General features: G+C 40.7%; 23 protein-coding genes. 11 read left to right on the forward strand and 12 right to left on the reverse strand.

From position 1 onward, the window contains the following. Window positions 1–124 precede the first annotated feature (124 nt). Window positions 125–970, forward strand: coding sequence for an AraC family transcriptional regulator (locus tag ACNO7B_RS17615; protein WP_330546791.1), 846 nt, complete (start codon window positions 125–127; stop codon window positions 968–970). A gap of 34 nt (window positions 971–1004) precedes the next feature. Here the strand turns inward: ACNO7B_RS17615 and ACNO7B_RS17620 are convergent, their stop codons facing one another. After that, window positions 1005–1262, reverse strand: coding sequence for a hypothetical protein (locus tag ACNO7B_RS17620; protein ID WP_008345502.1), 258 nt, complete (start codon window positions 1260–1262; stop codon window positions 1005–1007). Window positions 1263–1288: 26 nt separating this feature from the next. Then, window positions 1289–1672: a GtrA family protein gene (locus tag ACNO7B_RS17625; RefSeq protein ID WP_024719496.1), complete on the reverse strand. Its 384-nt coding sequence runs from the start codon at window positions 1670–1672 to the stop codon at window positions 1289–1291. Window positions 1673–2130: 458 nt separating this feature from the next. Between ACNO7B_RS17625 and ACNO7B_RS17630 the strand changes: the two genes are divergently transcribed. The 3 genes from ACNO7B_RS17630 (at window position 2131) to ACNO7B_RS17640 (ending at window position 3920) form a co-directional block, all read left to right on the forward strand. Beyond that, window positions 2131–2271, forward strand: coding sequence for an anti-repressor SinI family protein (locus ACNO7B_RS17630; protein ID WP_008345506.1), 141 nt, complete (start codon window positions 2131–2133; stop codon window positions 2269–2271). Window positions 2272–2569: 298 nt separating this feature from the next. Then, window positions 2570–3259 (forward strand): class I SAM-dependent methyltransferase, encoded by a 690-nt coding sequence (locus ACNO7B_RS17635; protein WP_017368290.1) that lies wholly within the window; start codon window positions 2570–2572, stop codon window positions 3257–3259. Continuing rightward, window positions 3252–3920, forward strand: a complete 669-nt coding sequence (locus ACNO7B_RS17640; protein ID WP_417901774.1) for a glycosyltransferase family protein — start codon at window positions 3252–3254, stop codon at window positions 3918–3920. The genes ACNO7B_RS17635 and ACNO7B_RS17640 overlap by 8 nt, the downstream gene beginning before the upstream one ends. Window positions 3921–4261: 341 nt before the next feature. On the opposite strand, the gene ACNO7B_RS17645 is transcribed toward ACNO7B_RS17640, so the two are convergent. The 3 genes from ACNO7B_RS17645 to ACNO7B_RS17655 all read right to left on the reverse strand — a co-directional run bounded on the left by ACNO7B_RS17645 (window position 4262) and on the right by ACNO7B_RS17655 (window position 6056). Continuing rightward, window positions 4262–4546, reverse strand: a complete 285-nt coding sequence (locus ACNO7B_RS17645; protein ID WP_017360144.1) for a hypothetical protein — start codon at window positions 4544–4546, stop codon at window positions 4262–4264. Then, the gene (locus ACNO7B_RS17650; RefSeq protein WP_400912988.1) at window positions 4536–5663 is read right to left on the reverse strand and encodes a tetratricopeptide repeat protein; all 1128 of its coding nucleotides are present in this window, start codon (window positions 5661–5663) and stop codon (window positions 4536–4538) included. Before ACNO7B_RS17650 ends, ACNO7B_RS17645 begins: the two co-directional genes overlap by 11 nt. A 225-nt stretch (window positions 5664–5888) precedes the next feature. Next, on the reverse strand, window positions 5889–6056 hold the full coding sequence (locus tag ACNO7B_RS17655) for a hypothetical protein (RefSeq protein ID WP_155403686.1): 168 nt from the start codon (window positions 6054–6056) through the stop codon (window positions 5889–5891). 412 nt (window positions 6057–6468) lie between these two features. Here ACNO7B_RS17655 and ACNO7B_RS17660 point away from each other — a divergent pair, with 412 nt between their 5' ends. From ACNO7B_RS17660 to ACNO7B_RS17675, 4 genes are all read left to right on the forward strand, one after another. Further along, complete coding sequence (locus ACNO7B_RS17660) at window positions 6469–7140, forward strand: hypothetical protein (protein WP_417901775.1); 672 nt, start codon at window positions 6469–6471, stop codon at window positions 7138–7140. Window positions 7141–7475: 335 nt separating this feature from the next. Beyond that, window positions 7476–7790, forward strand: a complete 315-nt coding sequence (locus tag ACNO7B_RS17665; protein WP_025208191.1) for a DUF485 domain-containing protein — start codon at window positions 7476–7478, stop codon at window positions 7788–7790. Then, window positions 7787–9325, forward strand: a complete 1539-nt coding sequence (locus tag ACNO7B_RS17670) for a cation acetate symporter (RefSeq protein WP_282833292.1) — start codon at window positions 7787–7789, stop codon at window positions 9323–9325. The genes ACNO7B_RS17665 and ACNO7B_RS17670 overlap by 4 nt, the downstream gene beginning before the upstream one ends. Window positions 9326–9626: 301 nt before the next feature. After that, on the forward strand, window positions 9627–9965 hold the full coding sequence (locus tag ACNO7B_RS17675) for a DUF4288 domain-containing protein (RefSeq protein ID WP_035702487.1): 339 nt from the start codon (window positions 9627–9629) through the stop codon (window positions 9963–9965). A 26-nt stretch (window positions 9966–9991) separates the two neighbouring features. Here the strand turns inward: ACNO7B_RS17675 and ACNO7B_RS17680 are convergent, their stop codons facing one another. The 4 genes from ACNO7B_RS17680 to cidR form a co-directional block, all read right to left on the reverse strand. Next, on the reverse strand, window positions 9992–10366 hold the full coding sequence (locus ACNO7B_RS17680; protein ID WP_008345523.1) for a nuclear transport factor 2 family protein: 375 nt from the start codon (window positions 10364–10366) through the stop codon (window positions 9992–9994). Window positions 10367–10680: 314 nt separating this feature from the next. Further along, window positions 10681–11370, reverse strand: a complete 690-nt coding sequence (gene thiE / locus ACNO7B_RS17685; RefSeq protein ID WP_254506308.1) for a thiamine phosphate synthase — start codon at window positions 11368–11370, stop codon at window positions 10681–10683. Next, window positions 11357–12181 carry a hydroxyethylthiazole kinase gene (thiM, locus tag ACNO7B_RS17690; protein WP_417901776.1) on the reverse strand — a complete coding sequence of 275 codons (825 nt, stop codon included), beginning with the start codon at window positions 12179–12181 and terminating at the stop codon, window positions 11357–11359. The genes thiE and thiM overlap by 14 nt, the downstream gene beginning before the upstream one ends. Before the next feature lie 17 nt (window positions 12182–12198). Continuing rightward, the gene (cidR, locus tag ACNO7B_RS17695; protein WP_060781545.1) at window positions 12199–13086 is read right to left on the reverse strand and encodes a cidABC operon transcriptional activator CidR; all 888 of its coding nucleotides are present in this window, start codon (window positions 13084–13086) and stop codon (window positions 12199–12201) included. Window positions 13087–13251: 165 nt separating this feature from the next. On the opposite strand from cidR, the gene ACNO7B_RS17700 reads away from it, so the two are divergent. After that, window positions 13252–13635, forward strand: a complete 384-nt coding sequence (locus tag ACNO7B_RS17700) for a CidA/LrgA family holin-like protein (RefSeq protein ID WP_008345527.1) — start codon at window positions 13252–13254, stop codon at window positions 13633–13635. After that, complete coding sequence (locus ACNO7B_RS17705) at window positions 13629–14309, forward strand: CidB/LrgB family autolysis modulator (protein ID WP_007497850.1); 681 nt, start codon at window positions 13629–13631, stop codon at window positions 14307–14309. The genes ACNO7B_RS17700 and ACNO7B_RS17705 overlap by 7 nt, the downstream gene beginning before the upstream one ends. 37 nt (window positions 14310–14346) lie before the next feature. Here ACNO7B_RS17705 and ACNO7B_RS17710 read toward each other — a convergent pair whose 3' ends face one another. After that, complete coding sequence (locus tag ACNO7B_RS17710) at window positions 14347–15528, reverse strand: class I SAM-dependent rRNA methyltransferase (RefSeq protein WP_019743483.1); 1182 nt, start codon at window positions 15526–15528, stop codon at window positions 14347–14349. 117 nt (window positions 15529–15645) lie between these two features. On the opposite strand from ACNO7B_RS17710, the gene ACNO7B_RS17715 reads away from it, so the two are divergent. Then, window positions 15646–16029, forward strand: coding sequence for a VOC family protein (locus ACNO7B_RS17715; protein ID WP_008345541.1), 384 nt, complete (start codon window positions 15646–15648; stop codon window positions 16027–16029). Window positions 16030–16115: 86 nt separating this feature from the next. Here the strand turns inward: ACNO7B_RS17715 and ACNO7B_RS17720 are convergent, their stop codons facing one another. Continuing rightward, window positions 16116–16844 (reverse strand): amino acid ABC transporter ATP-binding protein, encoded by a 729-nt coding sequence (locus ACNO7B_RS17720; RefSeq protein WP_007497858.1) that lies wholly within the window; start codon window positions 16842–16844, stop codon window positions 16116–16118. After that, window positions 16841–17485 (reverse strand): amino acid ABC transporter permease, encoded by a 645-nt coding sequence (locus tag ACNO7B_RS17725; RefSeq protein WP_007497860.1) that lies wholly within the window; start codon window positions 17483–17485, stop codon window positions 16841–16843. The genes ACNO7B_RS17720 and ACNO7B_RS17725 overlap by 4 nt, the downstream gene beginning before the upstream one ends. Between the last annotated feature and the right edge of the window lie 66 nt (window positions 17486–17551).

The raw sequence follows: 17551 nt of genomic DNA on the forward strand, positions 1-17551 counted from the left end.
TCAATGGTAAAAAAATCGTTAAAAAATACCCTTTTTTTGCTGTGAATGGTACGATGTGATATGAGGTGTAACATGATTCAAAATAGAAAAAGGTTGTTTTTTGCTGTGAAGGAGGGTTTCCAATTTGAAGAAGGAAGCATTTGCATTTCGTTTTCACCATTCTGATGTGACATTGCCAGCCCAAATCTGGTCTGTTGGCTGGGAAGTTCAATCATCTTCGTTATACAGCTGGAATGGCGTAGAGCGGAAGGATCAGGGCAAGTGCATCTTTCAGCTCACACTGTCTGGACACGGCATGATTGAAATCGGACAGAAACGATTCAAAGTATTGCCTGGACAGGCCTTTCTGGTGAAAAGCCCTAGTGCTTATCAATACTATTTTCCAGAAGACAGTGAACATTGGGAATTTCTCTATTTAACACTTTATGGGGAAGCCTGTGACCTTTGCTTTGATCAATTTATCGATCAAGGAAAGCAGGTCATGCGTTTTCATCCGAATTCCAAACCGATCCGCCTGCTAAAGAGGATTTATGATGAAGCCAGTGAAAGACGGATTACCAATCCATTTGAGGGGTCTAGCCTTGCTTATCAATTTGTCATGGAACTGTATTCATATTTGCCAAAGCTTGAGGGACAAATGGAGAAATGGCCTGAGCCCATCGTCCAAGCGGCCTTATTTGCAAGCCACCATTTTCACGAGGAGATTGGGCCTGACGATATGGCAGCTGCGGCACGTTTATCCAAAAGTCATTTTACGAGGGAATTCAAAAAGGCAACTGGCTTCACACCGATTCATTATTTAACCAATATTCGTTTAGAAAAGGCGGAAACGTTACTGAAAACAACGAAATACTCGATTGAAGAAATCGCCATACAGTGCGGCTACCGAAACGCGAATTACTTGAATAAAGTCTTTCGAAAGAAAATCGGCATGTCTCCAAAGCAACTCCGGGAAACAAGCGATGCATAATAAAAAGCAGCCGCTTTTCAATTGGCTGCTTCTTTTACGCTTTCGTTAGGTCAACACGAATTCTCCCTTGTCTTAAAACAATGGTCATTTGCGTATCAGGGGTCATTAAATTTTCTAAAATGTCCGTTGCTGTTTGAAGCGCAATGTCCATCCGGTTGATCTTTTCCTTTTCTTGTTCAGAAAATGCTTCTGGATGTGCGGTCATTTCTTTGACTAGCCTCAACACTTGTTCATGCTGCTTTTCTGTTTGTTGATATATGGCATCATATAATTCGTCTGGCCTGCTGCTCATTTCACATCACCTATCTTTTTCATGTGTTAAATCGCATCTTCTTTTGTTTTCTTGAAGACGAACCATTTACTGGCGACATAATTGACCACGACAATCACAAAGTTAACAAGAATTTTTGCGACGGTTTCGTTGAGCGCCATTTGGCTCACAAATAAAATCATCAGCCCCAGATCTACACCTAGAGACATGAGACGGACACTAAAAAATGAAGAAAGCTCACGCATCAGGCTTTTTGTGTCACGAGCCTTTTGCTTGAAGACATACTTCTTATTGGTGATATAAGCAAAGAGCACAGCAAATACCCATGAAACAACCGTTGCTGTTTTGTAATCCATAGAAAACATCTCAACGAATAAATAGAAGCTGACTATGTTGACAATGGTTGTACACACACCCATGATCAGATACATGACAACTTCTTGATACTTTTGAAAAAGGCTATACATGTCTTTCTTCATTCCTTCTTGGTGAATTCTGTTTCTTTTAGAATACCATCTTAAGAAGAACTTCCCAAACGAACAATATGTGCGTCCTGCAAAGATGAAATTTGTTCTCGTTGATGGCATATGTGAACCTCATTGGTTTATATGAGTCAAATGATTCAGGTCTTTATCATTATTTTAATTTATAATCTTTTAACTGACTTTACAATTGTTTATTATGAGAAGTAAGAATTCAATATTTATGGGTTTTTTAGTCATTTTTTTAGGGACGTGGTAGGTGATAGATTTTACAAAATAGGTTAAATGTCATCATTTTTCGACAAAAATCTATTTTTGTACTCCATTCACATACACGTACAGTTACTAGACGGTTTGTTCAAGTCATTGGTTGCAGATGAATATGTCTTATTGAACTGGAGGATATTATGGATACGCAAGTGAAAAGAAGAGTTGACGAAGAGTGGGTTTATTTGATTCAAGAAGCGAAAAAAATTGGACTAGGCATCGAGGAAATACAAGCTTTTTTAACATCCAACGGTGATCAGAAGATGATAAACAAACCGTAATCAACGCCGTTATCCTTTGTCTTTCAGATTGCTTTGGCTAAAGTTCTAACCTGTCAATTGACCTTTTAAACATCCTTTCATGACGATACGCTACAATAATTGAACACCTCATCATACCAATCCCTTCCACTCAATGGGGTTCTGTCTTTCTATTTTTAGGAGGACAGTCCGTTCCCTGTTCTTTATATGACCCCTTTTTAGCTGTCATTCATGAAAATTGCCCATTTTCGTTATAAAACCAAGCTCCCCACCCATATATTAAGCATAAGACACAAGAAAGAAGAAAGGTGGGTGGCGCGTGAGTTCAGATTCCCTATCTTATTATCATCAAAAGAAGGATCAATATTATCACGGTGTAAACCCTGTGATTGTCCATCGTATTCGCAAGGAATGGACGTCTATCTTGGATATCGGATGCGGCACAGGCCAGCTTGGCAAAGTCCTAAAACAACAAGACCGTACCATATACGGAATTGAATCTTTTGAAGATGCGGCAAAGCAGGCTGAGAAAGCGCTGGATCATGTTTTATGCGGCAATATTGAACAGATGGCGCTCCCTTATCAGCATGAACAATTTGACTGTATCATTTTCGGAGACGTCCTTGAACATTTATTAGACCCTTGGGCCGTTTTAAAAAAGGTCAAACCTTTTCTGAAAAAGGAAGGGGTCATCTTGTCTTCCATTCCGAATATTGGTCATATTTCAACGGTTTTAGAATTACTGGCTGGGAGATTTTCTTATACAGATGCAGGGTTAATGGATCAAACACATTTACGCTTCTTTACCCTTCACGAAATTCATGCCCTCTTTCAGTCAGCCGGGTTTCATGTTCGTGAGCTTGAAACCATTCGTGTACAACACCCTTCCTATACGGGCGTCATGAATGATCTACATGAATTACTCGTAAAACATGGCATCCGTTTTGATTTTAACGAGGCAGCGACAGCCTATCAATACGTGGTTGAGGCGGTTCAACTCAATGAGTAGCCCCACCATCTTATTTGTTTTATGTGTAAATGATGAGTCGATGTTTCAAGCTTGCTTCCAGCAGCTCGCTTCACTTCCTGCTCCGCACGGGTATCATGTAGAGGTTTTGCCCATTAGACATGCATCAAGTATGGCCTCTGCATACAATGAAGCTCTCACTCATCCTGCACAGTTTAAAATTTATCTTCATCAAGATACACTCATCGTCAAACAGCATATGCTTGTCGAGCTGATCCCACTTTTCTTGCAAAATCCGTCACTTGGCATGCTTGGGGTAATAGGTGCAGAAAGTGTGCCAGACAATGGAATCTGGTGGGAGAGCCATGATTGCAGAGGGAAAGTCATTGAATATCGGCACGACACCTATCAGCTACTGACGTTTGAATCTGGTCATCCACAGACAGAAACCCAAGGCTATATCAAAGCTTCTGCTATTGACGGTCTTTTTATGGCAACACAATATGATATCAAGTGGCGTGAGGATCTTTTAGACGGCTTTCATTTTTATGATGTGTCACAATCTTTTGAGTTTGCACAGCAGGGATATGAGGTTGGGATTGCAAGGCAAGTGGAGCCCTGGTGTATTCACAAATGCGGAGATCATTTTGATGCAGAAGCATATGAAAAAGCAAGACAAACATTTCTTGCGCATTATCGGTAGAAAGCACCCTTTTCGGGTGCCCAGAATGTAGAGAAACTCCTATTTTTCTACATTCTTTTTTATTTTCCACGTCATGATGTTAGGTGAGAATGAATGAAAAGGCCTTCCACACATGTCTTGAAATGGCCTTTTGGTGCTTTTGAGATCTTGTGCAGCTTTCAAGAAAAGGACACGGAGCACATGCTTTCGGATCTGATTTGTAGAACCGATAACCACTCCGATCCGTTATTGTATATGCTTTTCTCTATTATAAAATGGAGAGATGTAAGTTTTAATGGGGACAATTAGGCTGTCGAGATTTCCTCGACAGCCTGACAGACCCTAAAGATCTGTTTGATTCATCAAGTAGATAATCTAGAATCACGGGTTCCAAAACGAACATCAGGATTTTCACTAGAACGGGTTCCGTTCCTCACAGCAAAATCGTTATCTTGTTGAGATAAAGTTATAAGAGGAAAATCCTCAGTAGTAACGCTACTGCCTGTAGCATTTCTTACAGTCAGATCAGTGGATTCTGGAGAAGTAGCATTTCTTGAATTCACATCAAAATCGACAGATGATAATGAGATCACACCTAGCAATGCCGAAGCACTCAAAAAACCAGTAAGAACCGTTTTAAAATTCATATGAACAGTCGCCCCTTTGGATTTGTTTTCGGGCGTACATCACTTTTTCATACATTTTTACAGATTCATCCATACGCCCATTCTCATTATAGTACCGAGCCGCTTCGAGCGCTAGGTCTTCCATGTATGGATAACCCCTCTCATTCTCTAATTTTTCCAATGAGCTCAAGACTTCACTTAGGTTTGCTGTTTTTAAAAATAAAATGTCCAATACCATCAGTAACGATAAAAATAGATCATTTTTTCTATTCTTCGCTTCTTCCAAGCCTCTTTTGAAAAATCTTTCACCCTCAATAAATTCCTTTTGACTCAAATGAAATAACGATAATTCATAATAAACCAAAAGCAACTCTGTAGCATTAATAGGCTCTCCTTCTAGAATCACCTGATTAAAATAAGCTAGTGCCCTATTAAAATCACCTAATCCTTTAAAACAACACCCAATATTAAATAATGACTTCACAATCATTGGCTTATTAGACATTGCCTTAGATTTTTCTAAAGCTGACAATAAATGAGGCAGCGCCTTTTCTCTGCATTCAAAATCAATGAAATTACCTGCCATAACAGTTAGACAATTAATTTCTCGAATCATATAAAGAGAATTGCTCTTATGTGCCTTATAAGTATCATAAGAAAGACCAACGTAATACATAGACACGTGTGTCTGTTTCATGTGATAAAACACTTCTGATAATTTATAATAAAATTCCGCTCTCTCTAACTCATCCCCTACTTGCTCTAGGCGCTTTTCCGCGCGCTTATAGAACACAATAGCTCTAATAAACTCTCCTTTTTTGAATTCATACATCCCTTGAAAAAAATTAAAATAGTATTCAAGAATGGCTGACATCTTCTTTCCTTGTCCTTCTATAGCTTTCAAGTAATCCGATTTTTCAAGTGGTTCTTTAGAAGGCTGCACATAGTCTGTCATCAATTGATGACGGAACTCCATCAACTGAAAATAAAGAACCGCCTGTTCATCTTCTTCCATGACATCGATTTCTTTTCTAACCTCTTCTCTTAGCTTCTGAGCCTCTTTAACATTGAATCTTTTTATTTGCTTATACCATTCATTTATCTTGATCGCTACAACTGGAGACGGTATAGAAGCCATTTACAATCCCCCTAGAAAACCAATTTTTAATAAATGTTAGCATAATAACTCCTAATAAAACCCTATTTATCCATTGATTTGTAAAATTTTCGGCATAGCGCAAGCACTTTTTAAGCAAGTAGGGCACAAGACATATCGATTTTTATACGTAATCGCAGTGGTGTTTTTGAAATAGGCGCCATGTATTTTAAGTAACAAAAAACAGGCTCTTCAGCCTGTTCTTTATTATCCAGTAATGACCATATTGATGAATGGGACACTCAATAAAAAGAAAACAACAGCAAAAATAACTTTATACCCCATCTCTTTTTCTTTATTATTCTTACGTTTTTTCATATAAACAGCAAAATAACAAGCACCATTTAACATCATCAATACTGATATTACCGTCATCATACATTCGCCTCCCTTATAAAAGAACCTAAATTGCGGTCACCGCAACCCAAAAAGAAATTTTCCAATGAATTTCCAAATTCAAACCGATCAATGATAGGATGAAAACATGTCAAAAAAGGAGGGAGTACTATGAATTATTATGCTGTTGTATTTTTTTACGCCGCCACTTAATAAAAGCCACTGAAAACACAAGAAGTAAAATCGCAATAAGCTTGAAAATAAAGCGAGTGAAGAAAGTAGCATCTTCGAACTCCGTTGCAAAGATACAAGCCCCTATGATTATCCCGATCATGCCTACTACCCAATTCCAAAACACATCAATCACTCCTCAATTAACTTTTTTTAAAAGAAAAGCATTTTTTATCCATATGTTTATTATTGCACAAAAAACAAGGGGGAAATATCCAAAATGAACAAGTTCATAATCGGGCTTTTAGGCATGACGCTATTTTTAACAGTTCCATTACAAACCGTAGCCGCAGTAACCCAAGAACCTCAAGGAATTAAAGAATCTTATCAAACTGAAATTGAAGGCAAACTACATACTTTCAATTCTGTAGTTAAAGGCAGCACTCAAACAATAACGATTGATAATGGTGAACAAATAGATACCGTCTCTTTTGATCGGGCAACAGAAGAACTTCGTATCAACAATGAACTAGTAGACATTAAAGAATTTAAAGAAGCTGGACCAGAATTATTAAGTGAAGACGGCGAATTTAACACAAAATCAAACAAAGATTATCAATGGAGACTTGTAAAAACCTATAAAAACAAATTCAACGTTACTCTTGCTATTGTCGTTCTTGTGACAACAACAATTTTGGCATTACCGACAGGGACCGGTGCTGTAGCTGGCGCAGTCTTGACACTAAAAGTAATAGCCATACTCGCTACAACAGTAACTACAGCTTCAGGATCAACCGGTCAAAAAGTCTTTCATTACACATTCAAAACATACTACAGCCCGAAAAATGGATACTGGAACAACAAATTTGTCTTATCTGTCTACAAAGATTCCAAGCGTAAAAAGCATGTTAAAACAGTTTCACATACGACACGTCTTGGGAAAAAATATTAAAAGAGAAGCAGGCTCCATCAGCCTGCTTCTCTACATGTTTATGTAATGTAATTCTTGATATTAATATGCCAACGCATTATGACCTCAAATGTTTCATTTGCTAAATCGAATCTACAGACCATGTGACAATGGATATCATAGAGTTTTTTTCTTTGATCTTATATTTGATTTCCAGCTTCTTGTGTTTATTTTCATTTTCCCAATATTTATATCCACAATTGATCAGGCTAAACACCCTTTTCGGGTGCCTTTTTTATGATATACTGTCATAAACAACCAGATCGTCTCATATGCATTGGAGTACCTTGTCCCTAATTCGTACAAAGGAGGAAACAATGGCAGACAAAAACGTTCATTATAAGAAGGTTGCCGCTTCAAAGGATTTTCGAAAACTTCTTGAGGAAAAACGCAGATTTATCGTACCGATGACGATTTTCTTTTTTCTCTTTTACTTTTCACTTCCGGTTGCTACATCCTACTTCACCTTTTTGAACACGCCAGCAATTGGAGCGATCACGTGGGCTTGGTTATTTGCCCTCACGCAATTTGTGATGACATGGGTTTTATGTGGGCTCTATGCAAAAAAAGCAGCTCAGTTCGACAAATATGTAAGCGCTTTAAAAACTGAATCTAGAGGTGATGACGAATGAGTATGACCGCTTTTATTTTATTCATAGCGATCGTTGGTCTCACATTGGTCATCACGTATTTTGCTGCGAAAAAAACAAGCAATGCGAGTGATTTTTACACCGCAGGCGGCGGTCTGACTGGGTTTCAGAACGGCCTTGCCATTGCCGGGGACTATATGTCTGCTGCTTCATTTTTAGGGATCGCCGGCATGATCGCCTTAAATGGATTTGACGGCTTTTTCTATAGTATTGGCTTTCTTGTAGCGTATCTTGTCGTCCTTTATGTCGTGGCTGAACCACTGCGAAATCTAGGAAAATATACGATGGCTGATATGATTGCTGCACGATTTAAGCGTCCTGCCATTCGAGGGGTAGCCGCATTTAACACAATCACAGTCTCAACTTTTTATATGATTGCACAGCTTGTTGGGGCAGGTGCATTAATCAAACTGCTTCTTGGCATTGATTACTGGATTGCGGTGCTGATCGTAGGTGTCTTGATGACTATTTATGTCGTGTTTGGCGGCATGATCGCAACCAGCTGGGTACAGATCACGAAAGCTGTGCTTCTCATGCTGGGCACGCTGATTATTTCGCTGCTTGTGTTTGCCAAGTTTGATTTTAGCCTGCTGAAGATGTTTGAGCAGATGAAAACAGCGACCCCGCTTGGTGAAGCTTTTCTTCACCCGGGAAATAAATATGATGTGCCTTTAGAGACCCTGTCTCTGAACCTTGCCCTTGTGCTAGGAACAGCAGGTTTGCCGCACATTTTGATCCGTTTTTATACAGTAAAGGATGCCATTTCTGCGCGTAAATCTGTTCTATCCGCTACGTGGATTATCGGGATTTTTTATTTAATGACGGTTTTCCTCGGCTTCGGTGCCGCTGCTTTTGTCGGAACAGATGCAATTACGGCAGCCGATGCAGCAGGAAACATGGCAGCACCACTGCTTGCACAGGCCCTAGGGGGAGATTTTTTATTTGCCTTTGTTTCCGCTATTGCCTTTGCGACCATTTTGGCAGTGGTGACCGGTCTTGTTTTATCCGCCGCGTCTGCCTTTGCCCATGATTTTTATAGCCAGATTATCCGCAAAGGAAAAGCGAGTGAACGGGAACAGGTGAAGGCGGCACGCTTTGCTTCCATCGGCGTGGCCATCCTTTCCATCATTCTTGCATTATTTGCGCAATCTTTAAACGTTGCTTTTCTTGTGTCACTTGCCTTCGCAGTGGCAGCAAGTGCGAATTTACCGTTGATTATCTTCACTGTCTTTTGGAAACGATTTAACTCAACAGGTGCTATCGCAGGAAGCTTAACAGGTCTTCTGAGCGCACTCCTGATCGTGTCACTCAGCCCAAGCGTCTGGGACCCATCAGGGGCAGCAATTTTCACAGGAGAGCCGCTTATCCCACTATCGAACCCTGGGATTATCTCGATCCCGCTCGGATTCCTTGCGGCTTACTTAGGCACCATTTTCTCCTCTGAAAAAGCAGATGAAGACACCTTTACAGAAATTCAAGTAAAAGCACACACAGGCATGCATATGGATACAGATTGATGAGAAAAAGCCGGCTGCTCTGCCGGCTTTTTCAGTGTTCTTGCTATTTCAAAACTGTACTCAATATGGGATAAATTGGCCTTTTAATCTCTCTTTATATCTTTCTAACTTGTCACATTTCCTCAACGTGATCAACGAACAGCATGTGATGATGATCAACAGAATTTCATGAACTTCTCCTCTGTTATCAATGATTCTTTTCAACCCTATTACCCCCATAGACTTCAATTCTCTTGTTATTCTTATGTTATCATTTTAAACACATACTGGAAATTCACCCCACAAGGAAGAAGTGAAACATATGCATAAATTGTACTCAGCAAAATTATTATTTGAATCTAGCTCCTCACCAAAGGTGAGACCGGATAAAATCTTTGAGGAACGAATCATTTTAGTGAGAGCAAAAAACAATCGAAAAGTGAAACAAATCGTCAAAGACCATTTTCCAGATGAGACATTTGAAAATGGAGATCATGGACAAACAACCACAAAACTAGCAGCCGTACTAGATATCTTTGAGCTAGTTGAAAACTTAGACGAAGGTCCCCTGCATTTAAGCGAAGTGTACAGCCGATATCTTCTTTTTGATCAAGAAACATCTGCTAAAGAAGCGATTGACGCTTATTCGTTAGACAAATAAAAGAAGCCGGCTGCTCTGCCGGCTTTTTAATATCGCTGGAATAACTCTGGGTTTTTCGGGACGTTTTCTAAATAAACGATCTTTCCTTGATCATCCAGCTCCGCAATATCAATGCCTTCTGCTGTATATACACGACCGTCTGTTAACTTTCCGCAAACAGCCCAGTTTGTTTCATACTTCCCATCTTCACGTTTCACCCAGCCATCCCACATATGCTTAATGTCTTCATGTACGTGGAAAAATGTGTTCAAAAACTGTGTGAACGCTTGGATGCCAGGCTTTTCAGCACCATTTAAGACAATCATGACATCATCTGAAAACAATGCCAGCAATTCGTTCATTTGCTCTTGCCCTTTTCCCGCTTCATCATATCGGCGAAAATACGTATCGAGCACTTCCATCATTCATTCTCCTTTATTTACCTGTCATTTCGAAAACAATAGAACAATTAGATTGTACACAATTGTATCTCTACTGTCTATTTTTCAAGCAGATAAGAAAAAACATGGATGAGTTAATCCATGTCTCAGATTGTTGACAAAGGGCTAAAATGAACTTTATTTTAGCCCTTTGTCTTCTTTTCAGCGTGATAGAAAACCTTTGAAGTCTAGGAAGGACAGCTACTTTCACGGAGCGAATTTGACATTCGTGAGTACCAGCGCGCAGGACTGACACCGAATGCGAGGGTTTGTCTACACGCTGAGACATGGATGAGTCAATCCATGTCTTTTACAGATGAAAGAGCTGCTTTCTCTGACTCGACAAGAGATGTTAGTTCTTCCGCAGCTTTTTTCGGATCAGCGCTTTGGCTAATGGCGCTGATGATGCTAATGCCATCGGCTCCCGCTTGGATGACTGGTGCCGCATTTTCATACGTGATCCCGCCGATGCCCACAATAGGAATGTGAAGACCGTGTTGACGTACTTCGTTGATTAAAGAAACACCCTGGACACTGCGTGTATCCTTTTTTGTTTCTGTAGGATAGACTGGACCCATCCCAACGTAATCTGCCCCGTCCTTCATCGCTTGTCTCACTTCATCTAGATTGTGCGTGGACACGCCTAATATTTTATTCCCGATCCTTTGCCGTACGTCTAGTGCAAGTGTATCTTCCTGCCCAACATGGACACCATCTGCATCAAGATCGATTGCAAGCTGTACATCATCATTTACGATAAAGGGGATATTCGCTTCTTGGCAAAGCGCTTGAATCTGCTGAGCGATTTTTTTCTTTTCTTCACCTTGCAGAGCACCTTCACCCTTTTCACGAAACTGAAACATCGTGATCCCGCCTTGAATGGACTCTTTTACCACCTCAAGCGGATGCCGGCTTGTATTCGCTGTTCCCATAATAAAATAAACCGATAATTGCTGTTTGATTAGCTGCTGATCAACCTTCGTCATGCAAAACTCCCCCTATTTTTCCTAACGTGATCACATCTTGACCATTTGTATTGGATAGCGCGTTTAACAATTCGATTTGAAAGGTGCCTGGCCCTTTCTCTTCTGTCTGCTGAGCTGCCTTTTCTGCAGCGACACCATAAAACAGCAGCGCTGATGCCGACGCATGAATTGGCCGTTCCCCTGTTGCACAAAATGCCCCTATGACAGAGGTGAGTAAACAGCCAGTCCCTGTCACCTTGGTTAACCATTCGTGTCCATTATGAATAGATAGAACCTCTTCTCCATCTGACACGACATCCACTTTTCCCGTAATCGCCACAACGGTTTGAAGGGCTTTTGCCGCCTGCTTTGCTAAAGACGATACATCTCCATTTGCCCCTTGTGCATCAACTCCTTTTGACTGCCAGCCATTCACTCCAATTAAATGAGCTATTTCAGCAGTATTCCCTCTAACAACAGTGATGTCCACTTGCTGTAACAGCTGTTTCGCCGCACTCGTCCGAAACGTTGTCGCACCAACACCAACAGGATCTAATAGAACCGTTACACCTTTTTCATTGGCCGCTTGTCCAGCAATGACCATCGCCTCCACTGTATTCTTTGTTAGTGTGCCGATATTCAGCACAAGTGCATCCGCTAATTGCGCCATTTCTGCCACTTCTTCTTTGGCGTTTGCCATGACTGGAGAAGCACCTAAAGCAAGCAGTCCATTCGCTGTAAAGTTCGTCACAACTTGGTTGGTGATATTATGGACAAGCGGATTTTCCGCTCGAACCTTTTCCAAAAGATGAGACACGCAGCTTAATTTCATCTGTATCGTCCTCCCTTTTACTCTGCATCCCAGACGTAGGATTTTGTATGCTTTAACCATTCTCTTGCAGCAAAAGACAAGTAGCGGTCCTTTCGCCAAATGACACCCAAATGCCACGGAATAGACGGATTTAAGGAAATGATCCTCACTTTATCAGGATCTAGATCACGGCAAATCCGTTCAGGCAGAAGCCCGATTCCAAGGTTCTCAGCAACCATTTCACTGATGAAATCCCATTGTGACGTTTCATAAATAACGTTCGGCCTGAATCCCGCATTCATACATTCATTTAAGATTCGGCTATGCAGAACGAAATCTTCTCGAAAGAAAATAAAAGACTCTTCCTTTAAATCAGCCAAATGAACCTCATCACGTTCTGCCATCGGATGTGATGGATGGGTGACAAGCTTCATATTCTCTTTAATGATGGTGTATGTATGAAAAATTTTATCATTTGCAGGCAGAACAATGACACCAATATCTAATGATCCATCCTCTACCCCTTCCTCTACTTTAATGGAGCCGTGCTCCACCAATTGAAAGGTGACATCTGGATACTGCTGGCGGAATTCCCCCATCACATTTGGGAAAAAGCTTGATCCAATCATGGGCGGCAGTCCTATTCGGATATGTCCTTTTTTCACATTCATTAAATCATTTAATTCACTCGTTAAATTCTGAAAGGATTGTGTGATTTCACTCGCCTGTGTATACATGGTTTGTCCAGCATCTGTCATTTCAACCTGTCTGCCATTACGGTAAAACAACTGCACACCTAGCTCATCCTCTAGGTTTTTGACCATCTTGGAAATGGTCGGCTGCGACACATAGAGCGATTGCGATGCTTTCGTAAAACTCTTTAACCGTGCCACTTCTAAGAAATATGTTAAATGTCTGATGTCCACATGGTTCACCCTTTCTATAGACAAAAGGAATACTAACTATTCGATATATGTATTTTACCTATAACAGAACGTGCTGTACACTTTAAAGTAAGCTCACCGATTAGAACGTTGTGTTGTTTTTGTGAAACAGTGAACAATTTATATAGAAAAAGGAGTGAACAGAAAGTGCAATTGCTCAAAACGTCGCTGATTGCTACCCTTCAGATTATGGCTTTATTTGCTTTTGCGAAATTGATGAATGTGCTAGCGGCCTTTTTGCATTTAAGAATTCCGGGCACGATCTTAGGCATTCTTGTCATTTTCTTATTACTTCATTTTAACATCATTAAATTAAAATGGATTGAACTTGGCGCCGTATGGCTGCTCGGAGAACTGCTGCTCTTCTTTATCCCTTCAGCAGTAGGTGTGATTGATTACGGAACATTACTTTCTCAATCTGGCACAAGTATTGTCCTTGTGGTTTTACTTAGTACCTTTGTGGTCATGCTCTCGACTGGCATGATGACACAGATGATTGCGAAAAGAAAGGAGCGAAAAAAGCTATGTTAGTTGGCGGACTATTCTTGATCCTAACCATTCTGATCTATCTCGGATCAAAAGCGGTTTATAAACGTCATCCGAAAGTCTATGTCTCCCCTTTACTTGTGACACCGGTTGTTCTTGTGGTCTTGCTGTTAATCGTGAACATTCCTTACGATGCTTACAATCAAGGCGGAAAATGGCTGACAAATATGCTTCAGCCTGCGACTGTGGCATTTGCCATTCCTTTATATAAGTATTTTCATATTCTGAAGAAGCATGCAGTAGAAATTATTTTGAATGTGGCTTGCGGTTCTATCGTTGCGATTTTATCAACAGCGTTTATCGCTAAATTGTTTCATTTGGATACGAGTCTGATCGAGAGCCTCGTCCCAAGATCCGTCACAACACCCGTTGCGATGAGTGTGTCTGAAATGATTGGCGGGATGCCGTCCGTTACGGCTGTCTTCGTCATTTTAACAGCATTATTTGGCTCAATCATTGGACCATTGGTTATCCGTTATTTCCGTATTGATAATGACATTGCAATGGGCGTTCTGCTTGGTACAGGAGCACATGGTGCAGGCACATCGAAGGCCTTTGAACTGAGCTCGGTCTCAGGCACGATCTCAAGTGTGTCCATGATCATTTCGGCCATTATTACATTATGTGCAGCGCCTATCCTGATGTCGTTTGCCCTATAGAAAAAACCATTTCCCCTTATCGGAAAATGGCTTTTTCTTATGCTTGGATGAAGACAACCTTTAAATAGTTCCCCTCAGGATAATTTTTCGTTGTACGGAAGTCCTCAGGAAGTGTATATTCCTCAAGAATACGATACGTTTTCCCAGATTCTTTAAAGGCCTGTGCAATAAATCCTTTAAACTTTTTCATCCCAAATGCACTGCTATTGGTTGACGCCACAATGACGCCGTTCTCAGCTGTGATCTGGATGGCTTCTTTTAATAGTTTCTTATAATCCTTCGCTGCACTGAATGTGTGTTTCTTCGTTCGTGCAAAGGATGGTGGGTCCAAGATCACAACATCATAGCTCCAGCCTTTTTTCGCCGCAAACGGGAAATATTTAAAGACATCCATGACTTTGATATCCTGCCCGTCTACATCAATGCCATTCACTTCAAACTGCTCAGATGTTTTTTTCAAACTGCGGTTTGCAACATCTACACTTGTCGTACGGCTTGCCCCGCCAAGCGCTGCTGCTACAGAGAAAGCGCCGGTATAAGAGAACGTATTAAGGACGGTCTTTCCTTTTGCATAGCGATCTCGAATTGCTTTTCGCACATGACGCTGATCAAGGAAAATACCTGTCATCGCACCATCATTTAGATAAACCGCCACGTTCATCCCATTTTCTTTGACGATAAGAGGAAATTCACCTTTCTCCCCTTTTACAAAATCGTCATCCTCGATATATTGTCCAGACGTATCAAATCGTTTCTTTTCATAAATGCCTTTATAGTCAGGGTACACCTGCTCAATCGCAGCCAATACATCTTCTTTTAATGTATAAACACCTTCGCTATACCATTGGATGAGATAGAATCCATCATAATAATCAATCGTGATTCCACCAATTCCATCCCCTTCCCCATTGAACACACGGAAAGCCGTCGTCTGTGCATCACGGAATAGATGCGTTCTGCTTTTGGATGCCTGTTCAAGTTTAGAAACAAAAAAGGCCTGATCTATTTTTTCGTTAGCGTCAAAGGAAAGTACCCAACCGATGCCTTTATTTTGCACACCATAATATCCTTTCCCTAAAAAAGAGCCTCTTTCATCTACCCATTCAATGAGCTCGCCTTCCTGTACACCGTTCACACGCGACACAGCATCTTTTGAAATAAGCGGATATCCCTTTTTCACTTGTTCTGCAAATGTTTGTTTTAATGAGATTTTTTTCATTTGTGTCATCCTTATCCTAAATTGACTCTCTCTATCCTACCATATGAATGTATACGTTACTTCTATTATGATAAGATGAGGAGAAAAATATCAACTCGACATAGAGGAGGCTCTTTTTTGACAACATTACGCTTAGATCATACAGGGATTATGGTGACAAATATTGATCAGTCCATTGATTTTTATGAAAAAGTGGTGGGCATGAAATTAAAGGATCGCATCACTCATACAAACGGAGTCATTGAACTTGCCTTTCTTGGCTTTAAAGACGAAGCGGAAACGGAAATTGAACTCATTCAAGGGTATAGCAGTGACCTTCCATCTGAAGGAAAGGTCCACCATCTCGCCTTCACAACAGATAATATCCACGCGGAATTCAACCGTATTCAAAAGCTGCAAATTGAGCTAATAGATGAAGAAATCACAACATTACCCAATGGCTATTGCTACTTCTTTTTCCGAGGGCCAGACCAAGAGTGGATTGAGTTCTTCCAACGATAATATTTCCTAGGAAATGCATGCGAATCGGTATATTCATTCTCGTCACAAAGAAAAAGAGTAAGAGCACACCTGCCCTTACTCTTTTTTTATAGCACCTTACTAAGAAACAATTTGGTACGCTCGTGCTGTGGGTTTCCAAAGAGTGCTTCTGGTTTGTCTTCTTCGACGATATATCCGCCATCCATAAAGATCACGCGGTCTCCCACTTCTCTTGCAAAGCCCATTTCATGTGTGACGACAATCATCGTCATTCCTTCGACTGCTAATTGTTTCATAACAGCTAATACATCCCCAACAACCTCAGGGTCAAGAGCAGATGTCGGCTCATCGAATAAGAGCACTTTCGGGTCCATCGCCAAGGCTCTTGCAATGGCAACACGCTGTTTTTGTCCACCAGATAATTGGTTAGGGTAACTTTTGGCCTTGTCTTTCAAGCCGACCTTTTCAAGCAAGTCTAATGCTTTATCGACTGCCGCCTTTTTCTCCATTCCTTTTACTTTCACCGGTGCGATCGTGATATTTTCTAACACGGTTTTATGAGGAAATAAATTAAAATGCTGAAACACCATGCCAACTTCTTGTCGTACTTTATTGATATTCACCTTTGGGTCTGTAATCGTATGTCCGTGGACAACAACTTCCCCAGCGGTAATATCCTCTAATTTATTGAGACATCTTAGAAATGTGCTTTTCCCTGATCCTGAAGGACCAATGACACATACAACCTCTTTTTCCTCGATGACTGCATTAATATCCTTTAAGACTTCGTTATCACCAAAGGATTTTTTCAAATTTTTCACCGTAATCATACTCATTTCACATCAAATCTCCTTTCTGCGTAGCTAGCCAGTAGAGAAAGTAAATAAATGATCACGAAATAAATGACACCGACAATGAGCCAGACATTCAAAGGATCAAAGGTAGCCGATGCTTGAACTTGTCCCCGCTGCATGATATCAGCAATACCGATAATCGATAAGAGAGAGGTGTCCTTCAAACTGATGATGGCTTGGTTCGTAATGGCTGGAAGCATACGGCGGAATGCCTGTGGAAGGACGATAAAACGCATGTTTTGTCCACCTGTAAATCCTAAAGAGCGTGCGGCTTCTGTTTGTCCTTTATCAATGGACTGAATCCCTGCACGAATAATTTCTGAGAAATAAGCTCCTGCGTTAATCGCTACTGTAATAATCCCTGCAGGCACTCGGTCAAGTGAAATGAATTCAAGTGTATTTAGCCCAAAATAAATGAAGAATAGCTGTACGATAAATGGCGTACCTCGAATGGCATTGACAAAAACGAGTGAAATAAAGTTCAAGATTTTAAATGGTGACAGGCGGAATAGCGCCACAATCAACCCGATGATAAAACCTAAAATGATAGCAACAACAAAGATATATAAAGTGGTTTGCAAACCATCCATTAAATACGGAAATGCATTAACAATCGTATCCATGTTTCTCCCTCCCTAATTCACATACGGTTGACACATAAAGAAAGCGCGCTCTGAGCGCGCCTCGCT

Source organism: Bacillus sp. AK25 (assembly GCF_048270685.1).
GTDB lineage: Bacteria > Bacillota > Bacilli > Bacillales > Bacillaceae > Bacillus > Bacillus altitudinis.

Bases quoted from the DNA above. Each gene is read 5' to 3' on its own strand.
- ACNO7B_RS17680 (WP_008345523.1), bottom strand. From the start codon at position 10,366: ATGGAAGTGCTCGATACGTATTTTCGCCGATATGATGAAGCGGGAAAA.
- ACNO7B_RS17645 (WP_017360144.1), bottom strand. From the start codon at position 4,546: ATGAATTTTAAAACGGTTCTTACTGGTTTTTTGAGTGCTTCGGCATTG.
- ACNO7B_RS17660 (WP_417901775.1), top strand. From the start codon at position 6,469: ATGAACAAGTTCATAATCGGGCTTTTAGGCATGACGCTATTTTTAACA.
- ACNO7B_RS17665 (WP_025208191.1), top strand. From the start codon at position 7,476: ATGGCAGACAAAAACGTTCATTATAAGAAGGTTGCCGCTTCAAAGGAT.
- ACNO7B_RS17670 (WP_282833292.1), top strand. From the start codon at position 7,787: ATGAGTATGACCGCTTTTATTTTATTCATAGCGATCGTTGGTCTCACA.
- ACNO7B_RS17620 (WP_008345502.1), bottom strand. From the start codon at position 1,262: ATGAGCAGCAGGCCAGACGAATTATATGATGCCATATATCAACAAACA.
- thiE (WP_254506308.1), bottom strand. From the start codon at position 11,370: ATGACGAAGGTTGATCAGCAGCTAATCAAACAGCAATTATCGGTTTAT.
- ACNO7B_RS17655 (WP_155403686.1), bottom strand. From the start codon at position 6,056: ATGACGGTAATATCAGTATTGATGATGTTAAATGGTGCTTGTTATTTT.
- ACNO7B_RS17625 (WP_024719496.1), bottom strand. From the start codon at position 1,672: ATGTATCTGATCATGGGTGTGTGTACAACCATTGTCAACATAGTCAGC.
- ACNO7B_RS17630 (WP_008345506.1), top strand. From the start codon at position 2,131: ATGGATACGCAAGTGAAAAGAAGAGTTGACGAAGAGTGGGTTTATTTG.
- ACNO7B_RS17650 (WP_400912988.1), bottom strand. From the start codon at position 5,663: ATGGCTTCTATACCGTCTCCAGTTGTAGCGATCAAGATAAATGAATGG.
- ACNO7B_RS17710 (WP_019743483.1), bottom strand. From the start codon at position 15,528: ATGAAAAAAATCTCATTAAAACAAACATTTGCAGAACAAGTGAAAAAG.
- ACNO7B_RS17720 (WP_007497858.1), bottom strand. From the start codon at position 16,844: ATGAGTATGATTACGGTGAAAAATTTGAAAAAATCCTTTGGTGATAAC.
- ACNO7B_RS17725 (WP_007497860.1), bottom strand. From the start codon at position 17,485: ATGGATACGATTGTTAATGCATTTCCGTATTTAATGGATGGTTTGCAA.
- thiM (WP_417901776.1), bottom strand. From the start codon at position 12,181: ATGAAATTAAGCTGCGTGTCTCATCTTTTGGAAAAGGTTCGAGCGGAA.
- ACNO7B_RS17705 (WP_007497850.1), top strand. From the start codon at position 13,629: ATGTTAGTTGGCGGACTATTCTTGATCCTAACCATTCTGATCTATCTC.
- ACNO7B_RS17675 (WP_035702487.1), top strand. From the start codon at position 9,627: ATGCATAAATTGTACTCAGCAAAATTATTATTTGAATCTAGCTCCTCA.
- ACNO7B_RS17640 (WP_417901774.1), top strand. From the start codon at position 3,252: ATGAGTAGCCCCACCATCTTATTTGTTTTATGTGTAAATGATGAGTCG.